The 13,317-nt window shown below is 50.6% G+C and carries 12 protein-coding genes and 1 pseudogene; 12 read left to right on the plus strand and 1 reads right to left on the minus strand.

What is annotated here, in order from left to right; all coding sequences use genetic code 11:
- The first annotated feature begins 56 nt into the window (after positions 1–56).
- From atpD to BMY16_RS09250, 12 genes and pseudogenes are all read left to right on the plus strand, one after another.
- Entirely contained in the window at positions 57–1,583 is a 1,527-nt protein-coding gene (atpD, locus tag BMY16_RS09195; protein ID WP_091841852.1) for a F0F1 ATP synthase subunit beta, read from the plus strand.
- A gap of 31 nt (positions 1,584–1,614) precedes the next feature.
- Positions 1,615–1,857: an ATP synthase F1 subunit epsilon gene (gene atpC, locus BMY16_RS09200; protein WP_091841854.1), complete on the plus strand. Its 243-nt coding sequence runs from the start codon at positions 1,615–1,617 to the stop codon at positions 1,855–1,857.
- A 26-nt stretch (positions 1,858–1,883) separates the two neighbouring features.
- Entirely contained in the window at positions 1,884–2,279 is a 396-nt protein-coding gene (locus tag BMY16_RS09205; protein WP_091841856.1) for a hypothetical protein, read from the plus strand.
- A 37-nt stretch (positions 2,280–2,316) separates the two neighbouring features.
- On the plus strand, positions 2,317–3,369 hold the full coding sequence (atpB, locus tag BMY16_RS09210; protein ID WP_091841858.1) for a F0F1 ATP synthase subunit A: 1,053 nt from the start codon (positions 2,317–2,319) through the stop codon (positions 3,367–3,369).
- Between the two features lie 70 nt (positions 3,370–3,439).
- Positions 3,440–3,682, plus strand: a complete 243-nt coding sequence (gene atpE, locus BMY16_RS09215; protein WP_091841860.1) for an ATP synthase F0 subunit C — start codon at positions 3,440–3,442, stop codon at positions 3,680–3,682.
- A gap of 42 nt (positions 3,683–3,724) precedes the next feature.
- Positions 3,725–4,240, plus strand: a complete 516-nt coding sequence (atpF, locus tag BMY16_RS09220; protein ID WP_091841862.1) for a F0F1 ATP synthase subunit B — start codon at positions 3,725–3,727, stop codon at positions 4,238–4,240.
- A gap of 12 nt (positions 4,241–4,252) precedes the next feature.
- A complete protein-coding gene (locus BMY16_RS09225) occupies positions 4,253–4,789 on the plus strand; it encodes a F0F1 ATP synthase subunit delta (RefSeq protein WP_091841864.1) in 537 nt (178 codons plus the stop codon).
- 17 nt (positions 4,790–4,806) lie between these two features.
- A complete protein-coding gene (atpA, locus tag BMY16_RS09230; RefSeq protein WP_091841866.1) occupies positions 4,807–6,393 on the plus strand; it encodes a F0F1 ATP synthase subunit alpha in 1,587 nt (528 codons plus the stop codon).
- A gap of 6 nt (positions 6,394–6,399) precedes the next feature.
- Positions 6,400–7,371 (plus strand): F0F1 ATP synthase subunit gamma, encoded by a 972-nt coding sequence (locus BMY16_RS09235; protein WP_091841868.1) that lies wholly within the window; start codon positions 6,400–6,402, stop codon positions 7,369–7,371.
- A gap of 6 nt (positions 7,372–7,377) precedes the next feature.
- On the plus strand, positions 7,378–7,884 hold the full coding sequence (locus BMY16_RS09240) for a hypothetical protein (RefSeq protein ID WP_139207185.1): 507 nt from the start codon (positions 7,378–7,380) through the stop codon (positions 7,882–7,884).
- Between the two features lie 185 nt (positions 7,885–8,069).
- A pseudogene (locus BMY16_RS09245) lies at positions 8,070–8,753 on the plus strand (DUF2027 domain-containing protein); the annotation flags it as partial.
- Between the two features lie 17 nt (positions 8,754–8,770).
- Complete coding sequence (locus BMY16_RS09250; protein ID WP_091841873.1) at positions 8,771–10,708, plus strand: NAD(+) synthase; 1,938 nt, start codon at positions 8,771–8,773, stop codon at positions 10,706–10,708.
- A gap of 26 nt (positions 10,709–10,734) precedes the next feature.
- Here the strand turns inward: BMY16_RS09250 and BMY16_RS09255 are convergent, their stop codons facing one another.
- Complete coding sequence (locus BMY16_RS09255; RefSeq protein ID WP_091841874.1) at positions 10,735–13,266, minus strand: ATP-dependent Clp protease ATP-binding subunit; 2,532 nt, start codon at positions 13,264–13,266, stop codon at positions 10,735–10,737.
- Positions 13,267–13,317 lie beyond the last annotated feature (51 nt).

A 13,317-nucleotide genomic window follows, 5' to 3' on the forward strand; every position in this document is an offset into this window, starting at 1 on the left:
CTCTACTATAAAAGTTGAACTAATAACAAAACAAATAACTTAAATATTCACAGCTTATGTCACAAATTACTGGACACATTTCGCAGATCATCGGTCCTGTTATCGATGTTTATTTCGATACCGAAGGACAGGATGCTGAAAAGGTGTTACCGAAGATTTATGATGCGTTGAAGATTGACCGTGGTGACGGGCGTGACCTGATTGTCGAGGTGCAGCAGCACATCGGCGAGGATACGGTGCGTTGCGTGGCTATGGACAATACCGACGGACTGCACCGTGGACTAGAGGCAATTCCGTTGGGATCACCCATCGTGATGCCTGCCGGTGATCAGATTAAAGGTCGTATGCTGAACGTGATCGGTCAGCCTATCGATGGTATGAAACAGCTCGACATGGAAGGGGCTTATCCCATCCACCGCGACGCACCGACGTTCGAGGAACTCTCGACTAAGAAAGAGATTCTCGCTACTGGTATCAAGGTAATCGACCTGTTGGAGCCCTACATGAAGGGTGGTAAGATCGGACTCTTCGGTGGTGCCGGTGTGGGAAAGACGGTGCTCATCATGGAGCTTATCAACAACATCGCCAAGGGACACAATGGATTCTCAGTGTTCGCAGGTGTGGGAGAACGTACCCGTGAGGGTAACGACCTCATCCGTGAAATGATCGAATCAGGTGTTATCCGCTACGGCGAGAAATTCCGTGAGGCTATGGACGAGGGCAAGTGGGACCTCTCACTCGTTGATCCTGAGGAGTTGAAGAAATCACAGGCCACGCTGGTCTATGGTCAGATGAACGAACCTCCTGGTGCACGTGCTTCTGTAGCCTTGTCTGGTTTGACGGTGGCTGAAGGCTTCCGCGATGGTGGTGGTAAGGATGGTGGTGCTGCCGATATTCTGTTCTTCATCGACAACATCTTCCGTTTCACACAGGCTGGTTCTGAGGTGTCCGCCCTGTTAGGCCGTATGCCATCGGCTGTAGGTTATCAGCCTACGCTGGCCTCTGAAATGGGCGCCATGCAGGAGCGCATCACTTCTACGAAGAAGGGTTCTATCACCTCCGTACAGGCTGTCTATGTGCCTGCTGACGACTTGACCGACCCTGCACCTGCCACAACGTTTACTCACCTCGATGCAACAACGGTGCTTGATCGTAAGATTGCCGAGCTTGGTATCTATCCTGCTGTGGATCCGCTGGGTTCTACCTCTCGTATCCTCGATCCGCTGATTGTGGGTAAGGCTCACTACGACTGTGCACAGCGCGTGAAGCAGATTCTGCAGCGTTATAAGGAGTTGCAGGACATCATCGCCATTCTCGGTATGGACGAGCTCTCTGATGAGGATAAGCAGACGGTGAATCGTGCTCGTCGTGTGCAGCGCTTCCTGTCGCAACCATTCTCTGTGGCTTCTCAGTTCACAGGTCTGCCTGGTGTGATGGTACCTATCGAAGAGACGATCAAGGGCTTTAATGCCATTCTCGACGGTGAGGTGGATGATCTGCCTGAGCAGGCATTCCTCAACGTGGGTACTATCGACGACGCCAAGGAGAAGGCCAAGAAACTACTCGAAGCTGCGAAAGGATAAATCGTAAATTCTTAAAATGTAAATTACGATTATGTTGCAGTTGAGAATAGTTTCGCCTGAGAAAATAGAGTTCGACGGAGTTATCGAGAGCGTCATCGTGCCAGGCACGATGGGACAGTTCGAGATACTCAACGACCATGCGCCCATCATCTCAACCCTGCAGAAGGGAATGGTGGAATATACCACTAAAGAGGGTAAAACTTCGTTGGAGATTCAGGGCGGTTTCGTGGAAGTGCAGAAGAATGTGGTAAGTCTTTGTGTAGAAATGGCATAGGAGAGAAGATTAAAGGAGATGTTGAGATGAAACAGAACGTTGATAGGTTGAGTAAGAGCTACATGCGACAGGGATTGTATCTGACAGTCGCCCTGACGTTGCTGACCCTTCTGGTGATGCGGGTGTGGTTCCTCGATTTATTGACAGCAGCCATCGTCAGCGCGGCTTTTACGCTTGTCGTTTGCCTGACGATTGGACTTGTCTGGCGACGTGTCGCCAAGCGCTCTCCGGAGAGCCTGCCTACGTTCTTTACAGCAGTGTCGGGTTTCCGCCTGCTGTTGGCACTGGCAGTTATGTTTGTTTATTATCTGACAGACACCTCCGACTCTATGATCCGTTTCTTCCTGGTGTTCATGGCGTTCTATCTTTTCTCGCTGGTCCACCATTCCATTTTCTTCGCCAGGGTGTCGAATCGTTCCTGACGTGAATCGTATAAGTTTGCTAATAATATAGTAGATAATGAAAAAGATAAAAACGATAATTCTCCTGATGATGGCAGCGCTGCTGTTGCCCAAGGCTGCAATGGCCTCGGAGGGTGGGGAAGGCGAAGAGCTGGACATCCCAGAGATTGTCCTTGAGCACTTGGCCGACTCCTACGAGTGGCACATTGCTTCCTATCAAGGCAGTCATCTGAGCATTCCGCTGCCCATCATCGTCCGTAGTGAGAATACCGGCGAATGGCATTTCTGTACGGCTCATAGCCTGCCAGCTCCCTTCTTCTTCAGTGAGGAGCATCACGGCAAGATCTATGAGCGTATGGCTGACGGCAGTGAAGTGCGCCCCATCGATCTGAGTATCACCAAGAGTGTGCTCCAGATTTGGATTGTGGTGGTTGTGCTCATCGTCGTTTTCCTCAGTTGTGCCCGCTGGTATAAGAAGCACGACGCTATGCGCGAGGCTCCGAAAGGCTTTGTGGGAGCGATGGAGATGATTGTGATGACCATACACGACGACCTCATCAAGTCGTCTATCGGTGAGAAGCATTACCGTCCTTATGCACCTTATCTGCTGACGGTATTCTTCTTTATCCTTACGTGTAATCTCATCGGCTTGATTCCCATCTTCCCTGGCGGTGCTAACGTGACGGGCAACATTAATATCACCTTCTTCCTGGCGCTGTGTACGATGCTAGCTATCAACATCTTTGCCAACAAGGAGTATTGGAAGGAGATTTTCTGGCCGGAAGTGCCTCTGTTCCTGAAAGCCTATCCCGCCCCGATTATGCCTGTCATAGAGCTCTTCGGTGTCTTCACGAAGCCGTTCGCCCTGATGATCCGTCTCTTTGCCAACATGATGGCAGGCCATGCTGTGATCCTGTCTTTCACTTGCGTGATCTTCCTCGGTTGGTCGATGGGCGTAGGATTCGGCCTTGGACTCAACACCTTCAGCATCATCATGCTGCTCTTCATGAATGCGTTGGAGCTGTTGGTTGCTTTCGTCCAGGCTTACGTTTTCACCATGCTGAGTGCGGTCTTCATTGGGCTTGCCCATCAGGACCATCACGCAGAGTGATAATGTAACAATTTAAAAAAGTAAAAATAAGAAGTAAATTCAATTATTAATAACTTAAAAATTAAAAATTATGATTTCAGCTTTATTATTGGCCGCAGAAGGTCTGGCTCAGCTGGGCTGCGGTATCGGTGCAGGTATTGCAACAATTGGTGCAGGTTTGGGTATTGGTAAGATTGGTGGCAGCGCCATGGACGCTATTGCCCGCCAGCCAGAGGCTACTGGTAAGATCCAGACAAACATGATTCTGACCTCTGCATTCGTTGAGGGATGTGCCCTCTTCGCCATTGCAGCTTGTGCATTCCTTATCAAGTAAGAGAGAGACATTCCGTCAAGTAGTAATTAAAAGTAATTGCGAATGGATTTCAGTAAACTGCCAGCAATCCTCACCCCGGATCTGGGACTCCTGTTCTGGATGCTTCTGGCGTTTGCCGTCGTCTTCTTTGTACTGGCAAAGTACGGTTTCCCAGCTATTGTAGGCATGGTCGATGAGCGTAACAAGTTCATCGAGGACAGCCTGAAGAAGGCCCATGAGGCCTCCGAGCGACTGGAGAACATCAAACAGGAAGGCGAGGCAATCCTCCAGGAAGCTCGCGACCGTCAGGCGCAGATTCTTAAAGAAGCTGCCGAGACGCGCGACGCCATCGTTGAACAGGCACAGCAGAAGGCCCGTGAGGAGGGCGCCCGTCTCCTGGGCGACGCCAAGCTCGCCATCGAGCAGGAGAAGAGGGCAGCTATCGCCGACATCCGTCAGCAAGTCGCAACCCTCAGCGTGGAGATTGCCGAAAAAGTGCTCCGCCAGAACCTGAAGGACGACAAGTCGCAGATGGATTTGATTGAACGTATGCTGGATGAGGTTTCTACTGACAAATAAACGCGATAACGTATGGATATAGGAGTCATATCGGTAAGATACGCCCGTGCACTTCTGAAGAGTGCTACCGACGCAAGAATCGAAGATACTGTCTACACGGAGATGCAGCAGCTTGCCAAGAGCTATGCCGACGTGCAACAGTTGCGGTTTACGATAGACAATCCGATGCTCTCTAAGGACAAGAAGGAGATGCTGCTGCTCACTGCAGTCGGCAAGAATCCTTCCGACCTTACCAAGACCTTCATCCAGCTTGTGCTGAAAGAAGACCGTGAGAGTGTGATGCAGTTCATCGCCAATTCGTACGTCACGCTTTACCGCCAACAGAAGAATGTCATCCGAGGACGCCTCATCACCGCTGCAGCAGTATCTCCTGCCACCGAGCAGAAGATGCGCCAGATGGTGGAGAGTAAGACTAATGGAACAGTAGAGTTCGAGACCGAGGTCAACCCTGATATCATCGGTGGCTTTATCCTCGAATACGATACCTATCGTATGGATGCCAGTGTCAAGGCCCAGCTCAACTCTATTCTCACAGCCTTGAAAAAGTAAAAAATAAAAAGAAGAAAATGTCAGATAAGATTAAACCAAGCGAAGTATCCCAGGTCCTGCTCGACCAGCTCAAGGGTATCTCCAACGCCGAGAAATTCGACGAGGTGGGTACTGTACTGACCGTCAGCGACGGTGTGGCCCGCATCTACGGACTCCGTCATGCCGAGGCCAACGAACTGTTGGAGTTTGAGAACGGGACGATGGCTATCGTGATGAACCTTGAGGAAGACAACGTCGGTTGTGTGCTCCTCGGAGGCACGTCAGGCATCAAGGAGGGAATGGTCGTGAAGCGCACCAAGCGCATCGCCAGCATCCGTGTCAACGACAACATGCTGGGTCGCGTCATTAACCCGCTGGGACAGGCTATCGACGGTAAGGGCGATATTGATCTGAGCGATGCATTCGAAATGCCGCTCGACCGTAAGGCCCCTGGTGTGATCTACCGTCAGCCCGTGAAGGAGCCGCTGCAGACAGGTCTGAAGGCCATCGACTCGATGATTCCCATCGGCCGCGGACAGCGTGAGCTCATCATTGGCGACCGTCAGACCGGTAAGACCGCCATTGCCGTTGATACCATCATCAACCAGAAAAGTTTCTATGAGGCAGGCAAGCCTGTCTATTGTATCTATGTAGCCATTGGCCAAAAGGCCAGTACCGTTGCCGCTCTCGTCAGCACACTGCAGGAACATGGTGCCATGCCTTACACTATTGTGGTTAGTGCCACCGCTGCTGATCCTGCAGCTATGCAATACTATGCACCGTTCGCAGGAGCTGCCATTGGTGAATACTTCCGTGACCGTGGTCTGCCCGCCCTCGTAGTCTATGACGACCTCTCCAAGCAGGCTGTTGCCTATCGTGAGGTATCGCTGATTCTGCGCCGTCCTTCCGGACGTGAGGCTTATCCCGGTGATGTGTTCTATCTCCACAGCCGTCTTCTTGAACGTGCTGCAAAGATGAACGAGCAGCAGGAAGTGGCCGAGCAGATGAACGATCTTCCGGAGTGCATGAAGGGACATGTGAAGGGTGGTGGCTCTTTGACTGCTCTGCCTATCATCGAGACACAGGCAGGTGACGTGTCGGCATACATCCCGACCAACGTTATCTCCATTACCGATGGTCAGATCTTCCTCGAGAGCGACCTCTTCAACCAAGGCTTCCGTCCTGCCATCAACGTAGGTATTTCCGTATCTCGTGTGGGTGGCTCGGCACAGATCAAGTCCATGAAGAAGGTGGCAGGTACGTTGAAGATCGACCAGGCACAGTATCGTGAGCTCGAGGCCTTCTCGAAGTTCTCCAGTGATATGGATGCTGTGACGGCGATGACACTGGATCGTGGACGTAAGAACAACCAGTTGCTGATCCAGCCTCAGTACAGCCCGATGCCTGTAGGTGAGCAGATTGCGATCCTCTATTGTGGTGTACACGGTCTGATGCGTGAGGTGCCCATCGATAAGGTACGTGAGTGTCAGGCACAGTTCCTCGATAAACTGCGCTCAGCCAATCCCGAAGTCATCGCAACGCTCGCCAGCGGTAAGATTGACGACGAGACCACTGCTAAGATCGAGGCTGTTATGGCCGACATTGCGGGAACATATAAAGCCTGATAGCCTATGCCCAGCCTGAAAGAAATTAAAGGCCGCATAGCCTCAGTCAATTCCACGCGAAAGATCACGTCGGCTATGAAGATGGTGGCCTCCAGTAAGTTGCATCACGCACAGGTAGCTATTCAGAATATGCTGCCTTATGAGACCATGCTGGAGCACATCCTCAAGTCGTTCCTTGCGGCCGAGGCCGAGGCACATACCATCTTCGACAAGGTGCGCCCTGTCCGCAGGTGTGCTCTTGTGGTCTTCACTTCCAACTCCTCGCTCTGCGGTGGCTTCAATGGCAATACCATCAAGATGATGACTCATGTCGTTGATGACTATGCCCGCGAGATTGGACGTGAGAACGTGGAGATCTATCCCATTGGCCGCAAGGTCTATGAGAAGGCGCAGAAGATGGGTCTGAACGTTCAGGGAGAGTTTTCCGCTTTGGCAGACAAACCGAACGCCCACGATTGCATCAAGATCGCCATGGAGCTGGGAAAGAAGTTTTATGATGGTGAAATCGACAAGGTAGAACTGATTTACCATCACTTTAAGAGTGCAGGATCACAGATCCTTACCCGTAAGACTTTCCTCCCCATCGATCTCGAGTCTGAGTTGAATGCTGATCATGAGCGTGATCTGACGAGCATCATTGCCACCAAGGAGTCGCAGGAGTACCTCAAGAAGCGTGGCGAGCGTCAGCAGGAGAAGGAGAAGGAAAGTGTGAAACCGCTTAACGATAACTTTCTCGTTGAGCCCGACATGGACACTGTGCTCTCACAGCTTCTTCCGAAGTACGCACACCTGTTGCTCTACACGGCTCTGCTCGACAGTAATGCCTCGGAGCACGCAGCGCGTATGGTCGCTATGCAGACGGCTACGGACAATGCAGATGAACTGTTACGTCAGCTGAATCTGCAGTACAACAAGGGACGTCAGCAGGCCATCACCAACGAGTTGCTCGACATTGTCGGAGGTTCAGTAAACAATTAAGATAGTATGAAAAGACTATTAATATTAGCTGTTGTATTGCTGGCCGCCACAGGTGCCCAGGCTCAGAGCCTTCTTGGAAATTGGTTGACGAATCTTGATGTTGAGGAAGGACAGACTGTCCAACTCTATTTCAACTTCGCCGATGCAACGTTCAATATGAAGGTCGTCACGAAAGTCGAAACCGATGAGATGGGTATGATTGTCGTTTCTGCCGATATGCCAGGTGTCTATAGCCGTGACGGTAAGACGCTCCTGATGAGCATGAACAGTGAACGTGCTGATGCCCGTATCGACAAGATGGTGTTCAAGCCAGAGTTCCAGAAGTTAATTGATGAGAATCCTGAAACAAAGAAGATGGTCACCAATACCTTTATGGATGTTGTCAAGGAGATCCGTGACGAGCTGTGTAAGGAGCTTGGCGAAGGTGTCAACTTGGAGATTGTCGAGCTTACGCGCACGAAGCTTGTCCTTCGTGAGTCGGGCGATGACCTCACCTTTACTCGTGTCAAGTAAGAGATGTTCAACCTGTTCATGGATAACAATCCGATGAGAAGGATACGTTTCTGACTATTAAGTGTGAATCCCCTGCTCGGAGCAGGGGATTCATTTTTATTTTCTAAAAAGCAGATTTTTAACCGAAATTGCATAACTCTCAGCTTTTTTATTTACCTTTGTCCCCGAAAAGAAGATAAAAAGAGATGAAAATAGGCGATAAGGTAAGATTTCTCAGTGAGGTCGGTGGTGGCCGTGTGGCCGGATTCCAAGGTAAGAATATCGTGTTCGTGGAGGATGAGGACGGTTTCCAGATGCCGATGCTGATGACGGAGGTCGTAGTCGTAGGTGAGGAAGACTACGATACGAAACATGTTGTAGAAGTGAAGGCCTCTTCTGCAAAAGACGCCTTACAGGCAGACCAAGAAGAGAAAGAAACTGAGCCAGCTGATAAACCAATAACCTTTAAGGCAAAGCCTGAAGAACGTGCAGGCGGTGACAAGCTGAGTGCCTACATGGCCTTTGTTCCAATGGACGTTAAAGAATTGACGCAGACGCGTTTCGAGTCCTATTTGGTTAACGATTCCAATTATTATCTGCGCTATGTATATATGACCGCCGAGGGCAGTGCCTGGATGGTGAGGGCCGATGGTGAGATCGAACCTAATACGAAGGAGTATATCGAGGAATTCGGCAGGGAGGACCTGAATACCCTTGAGCATTGCTGCATCCAGATAATAGCCTATAAGCGTGACAAACACTATATGCTGAAGCCGACCGTAAATGCACAGGTGAGGATCGACCCTGTGAAGTTCTATAAGTTGCACGCATTCCGTGAAAACATGTTCTTCGAGCAGCCGGCACTGATATATACGATTATCGAAAACGACGTTCAAAAAGTGAAGTTATGAAATACGGTTTTGTGAATGTGGCTGCTGCCGTTCCAGTGGTAAAGGTGGCAGACGTTGACTACAATGTTCAGCAAGTGGAAGGGCTGATTGCCCAAGCTGAAGGTCGTAAAGTGGAGGTAATTGTATTCCCGGAACTTTGTATTACGGGGTATTCCTGTCAGGACCTCTTCAAAGAACAGTTGTTGCTTGACCGTGCCGAGCAGGGTATCATGATGTTACTCGACTTTACACGTAAGCTGGATGTGATTTCCATCATCGGCGCGCCAGTGATAATCAATGGGTTACTCTATAATTGTGCAGTAGTACTTCAGGGTGGAACCATCCTTGGTATCGTGCCAAAGACTTATCTGCCGAACTATGCAGAGTTTTATGAGAAACGTTGGTTTGCCTCGGCACAGGATCTGAATCCTACGGATATCTATTTTGCTGGCAGCAGTATTCACGTGAGTGCTGAACCGCAAGTATTCGTCACCAGCGATGGTATGAAGTTCGGCGTGGAGATTTGTGAGGATGTATGGGCGCCTATTCCCCCCAGCAATAATCTTGCTGTGGCTGGTGCGGATATCATCTTTAATCTCTCGGCCAGTAATGAGTTGATTGGCAAGCACCATTATCTGAAGTCGCTGTTGGCCCAACAGAGTGCCCGTACCATGAGTGGCTATGTGTATGCTAGCAGCGGTTTTGGCGAGTCTACACAGGATGTGGTTTATGGTGGCAATGCCATGATCTTTGAGAACGGTAAGTTGCTTGTGGAGGGTAGTCGTTTCTCGTTCCAGCCCCAGATCCAAATGACACAGATTGATGTAGAAAAACTGCGTGTAGAGAGACGTCAGAACACCACGTTTATCAATGCCCAGCGTGGAGCGCAGTCGTGTGAGATACAGGCAAGGCTGATTTCTCCTCAAGACTTTGTGCTTTTGCGTGACATCGATCCCCATCCTTTCATTCCAAAGGAAGAGAACATGCAGGCTTCCTGCGAGGAGATTCTGAATATACAGGTGGCAGGACTGGCTAAGCGCCTCTATCATATCAATGGCACGAAGGCTGTGATTGGCATCAGTGGCGGACTGGATTCGACGCTGGCCTTGCTGGTGACAGTGAAAGCATTCGACAAACTCGACCTCGACCGTAAGGGTATTATCGGAATCACGATGCCTGGCTTTGGCACCACTGACCGCACGCACAACAATGCCGTGAAGCTGATGGAAACGCTGGGTGTGACCATTCGTGAGATCAATATCGCCAAAGCCGTGACCCAGCATTTTGAGGATATTGGTCAGAATCCAAACGTACACGATGTGACCTATGAGAACTCACAGGCACGTGAGCGTACTCAAATTTTGATGGATGTAGCCAATAAGGAGAATGCTATTGTGGTTGGTACCGGAGACCTGTCAGAGCTGGCGTTGGGTTGGGCGACGTATAACGGCGATCACATGTCAATGTATGGTGTGAATGCAGGTGTGCCCAAGACGCTGATCCGATACTTGGTGAGCTATGTGGCAGGTGAGATGGCGACGGACACGCTGCTTGACATTATCGACACCCCTATATCGCCGGAACTGATTCCTGCCGATGAACAAGGAAACATCAAGCAGAAGACAGAAGACCTGGTGGGTCCTTACGAACTACATGATTTCTTCATCTACTATTTCCTGCGTTATGGTTTTAGCCCGAAGAAGATTTTCTTCTTGGCCCAGCGTGCCTTCTGTACCCCTTCGCCGGCAAAGGATAAAGTAGAGTTCTACGACGAAGAGACTGTGAAAAAGTGGTTGAAGACCTTCTGTCGCCGGTTCTTCACCCAGCAGTTCAAACGCTCATGTCTGCCTGACGGTCCGAAAGTGGGTAGTGTGAGTCTGTCGCCTCGCGGCGACTGGCGCATGCCGAGTGACGCCTCGTATGCCCTCTGGATGAAGGAATGTGAAGAGCTGTAGAATTGAATAGTGAATATGAAAATGAGTTAGCTGAACGCTAACTCATTTTCTTTTAGTGTGATATGAATCGTGGCACCTGGTTCGAGGCTGCCATTGACTATCAGATCGCTGATGCCATCCTCAATATAGTTCTGGATGGCACGTTTCAACGGACGAGCACCAAACTGTACGTCGTATCCCTTTGTAGCCACAAATTCCTTAGCTTCATTGCTCAGGTCGATATGGTAGCCCACCTGTTCGATGCGATTATAGAGTGCTTTCAGCTCGATGTCTATGATACGCTTGATGGCCTCCAAATCGAGCTGGTCGAAGGTGATAATCTCGTCCAGACGGTTCAGAAACTCTGGCGAGAACTGCTTCGACAAAGCTTTCTGAACGATATCGCGGGCATACTGTTTGTCCTTCTCATTGAGTGCCAGTCCGGTGCTACCCGAGGCACTGAAGCCTACGCCTCGACCAAAGTCTTTCAACTGTCGCGTACCTGCATTCGAGGTCATGATGATTACCGTATTGCGGAAGTCTACGAATCGTCCGTTGCCGTCGGTGAGTCGTCCCTCGTCGAGCACCTGTAGCAGGAGGTTGAACACATTGCCATGAGCTTTCTCTATCTCGTCGAGCAGGACGATGGAGTAGGGATGGCGGCGCACGCGTTCGGTCAATTGTCCACCCTCTTCATAGCCCACGTAGCCCGGAGGCGCACCAATCAGGCGGGAGGTGTTGAAACTCTCGGTATATTCGCTCATGTCAATGCGGATCAGGGCATCGGCACTGCCAAACATGAATTCTGCCAGTTTCTTGGCGAGATAGGTCTTACCCACACCGGTAGGTCCCAGGAACATAAAAGTGCCAATAGGATGGTTGGGGTCTTTCAGTCCCACGCGGTTACGCTGGATAGCCTTCACCATCTTATCGATGGCTGCATCTTGGGCAATCACGGCAGCCTTCAGCTCTTGGGCCATGCCTTTCAGACGGACGCCTTCTTCTTCAGCCATGCGCTGGGCAGGCACACCTGTCATCATCGAGATGACCTCCGCTACCTGTTCCGCATCGACCACCTGACGCTCTTCACCCTCGCCCTTGCTCCAACGCTCATTGAGGACTTTCAACGTACCTTCCAACTGGGTCTGACGATCGCGATATCCGGCAGCCAGTTCAAAGTTTTGGTTCTTTACGGCCATCTGTTTCTTCTCCTTCACGTGAGCAATCTCTTTTTCGGTCTCGATAATCTCAGGTGGAATCTGAGTATTTCCAAGATGTACGCGTGAACCGGTCTCATCCAGTGCGTCGATAGCTTTGTCAGGCATGAAACGGTCTGTCACATAGCGGTCTGACAATTTGACACATGCCAGAAGTGCCTCGTCAGTATAGGTGACGTGGTGATGCTGTTCGTAGCGGTCCTTAATGTTATGGAGAATTTGCAGCGTCTCTTCATTGGTAGTGGGCTCCACCTGCACCTTCTGGAAACGGCGTTCGAGTGCTCCGTCTTTTTCGATGGAGTTACGATACTCATCGAGCGTTGTGGCTCCGATACATTGGATCGTGCCTCGGGCCAGGGCAGGCTTCATAATGTTGGCTGCATCCATGCTGCCAGGTGTAGAACCGGCTCCTATGATAGTATGTATCTCGTCGATAAAGACAATCACATCGGGGTTGGCCTCGAGTTCCTTCATCAAAGCCTTCAGGCGCTCCTCAAACTGTCCGCGATACTTTGTACCAGCCACTACACCCGTCATGTCGAGCGTATAGATACGTTTGCCAAAGAGCATAGGACTAGTGTGATGGTCAGCGATGAGTTGTGCCAGACCCTCCACGATGGCACTCTTGCCCACACCGGGCTCGCCGATCAGGATGGGGTTGTTCTTCTTTCTTCTTCCCAGAATCTCGATGATGCGCTGAATCTCCTTCTCACGTCCTACACAGGGGTCTAGCGTGCCGTCGATGGCAGCCTGCGTCAGGTCGGTGCCGAAGGTGTCGAGCACGGGTGTCTTCGAGTTCTCTTTCTTTTGGGCAGTGGTCGTGGTCGACGAGCCGGAACGGGCCGAAGCGTTTTGTTTACCAGTCTCCTCGTATTCCTCCTCGTCTTCATCGGGCAGGCCGATGCCGTTGGTTATTTCTTTATTCTTTGAGGCAAAGAGTATTGCCATCGCGTCGTCGTAATTCATGTTGTTTAATTCCAATACTTGTTTAGCACCGTTGTTCACTGCATCATGTAGGATGGCGAGCAAGAGGTGCTGTTCGTCCACTTTAGTTGTTCTCTGGATACGAGCCTCCAGTACGGCCAGTTTCAAAATGTTGCTTGCCTTCTCGTTGAGCACGAGGTCGGTGGTATGGATGGGGCTGTCGATCTCGTCTTCCCTGACACGCTGTTCCAGTTCGGTCTTCACGCTCTGCATGTTCAGGTTCATCCGATTGAACAGGTCGATGACGGGACCGTCCTTGCTGCGAAGCATACCCAACAGCAGATGCTCAGGACCTACGCTCCGGCTGGCAAGACGGGCAGCCTCCTCGCGGGAGAAAGCTAATATCTCTGATACTTTTGGCGAAAATTGACTCGTCATGTATATGTTCGTTTTACCTTATTAATACATTTTTGTGCAAAGTTACGAATA

This window comes from Prevotella sp. ne3005 (assembly GCF_900110085.1).
Classification (GTDB): Bacteria; Bacteroidota; Bacteroidia; order Bacteroidales; family Bacteroidaceae; genus Prevotella.

Excerpts from the sequence above, each read along its gene's own strand:
- atpD (WP_091841852.1), top strand. The coding sequence starts at position 57 with ATGTCACAAATTACTGGACACATTTCGCAGATCATCGGTCCTGTTATC.
- atpC (WP_091841854.1), top strand. The coding sequence starts at position 1,615 with ATGTTGCAGTTGAGAATAGTTTCGCCTGAGAAAATAGAGTTCGACGGA.
- BMY16_RS09205 (WP_091841856.1), top strand. The coding sequence starts at position 1,884 with ATGAAACAGAACGTTGATAGGTTGAGTAAGAGCTACATGCGACAGGGA.
- atpB (WP_091841858.1), top strand. The coding sequence starts at position 2,317 with ATGAAAAAGATAAAAACGATAATTCTCCTGATGATGGCAGCGCTGCTG.
- atpE (WP_091841860.1), top strand. The coding sequence starts at position 3,440 with ATGATTTCAGCTTTATTATTGGCCGCAGAAGGTCTGGCTCAGCTGGGC.
- atpF (WP_091841862.1), top strand. The coding sequence starts at position 3,725 with ATGGATTTCAGTAAACTGCCAGCAATCCTCACCCCGGATCTGGGACTC.
- BMY16_RS09225 (WP_091841864.1), top strand. The coding sequence starts at position 4,253 with ATGGATATAGGAGTCATATCGGTAAGATACGCCCGTGCACTTCTGAAG.
- atpA (WP_091841866.1), top strand. The coding sequence starts at position 4,807 with ATGTCAGATAAGATTAAACCAAGCGAAGTATCCCAGGTCCTGCTCGAC.
- BMY16_RS09235 (WP_091841868.1), top strand. The coding sequence starts at position 6,400 with ATGCCCAGCCTGAAAGAAATTAAAGGCCGCATAGCCTCAGTCAATTCC.
- BMY16_RS09240 (WP_139207185.1), top strand. The coding sequence starts at position 7,378 with ATGAAAAGACTATTAATATTAGCTGTTGTATTGCTGGCCGCCACAGGT.
- BMY16_RS09250 (WP_091841873.1), top strand. The coding sequence starts at position 8,771 with ATGAAATACGGTTTTGTGAATGTGGCTGCTGCCGTTCCAGTGGTAAAG.
- BMY16_RS09255 (WP_091841874.1), bottom strand. The coding sequence starts at position 13,266 with ATGACGAGTCAATTTTCGCCAAAAGTATCAGAGATATTAGCTTTCTCC.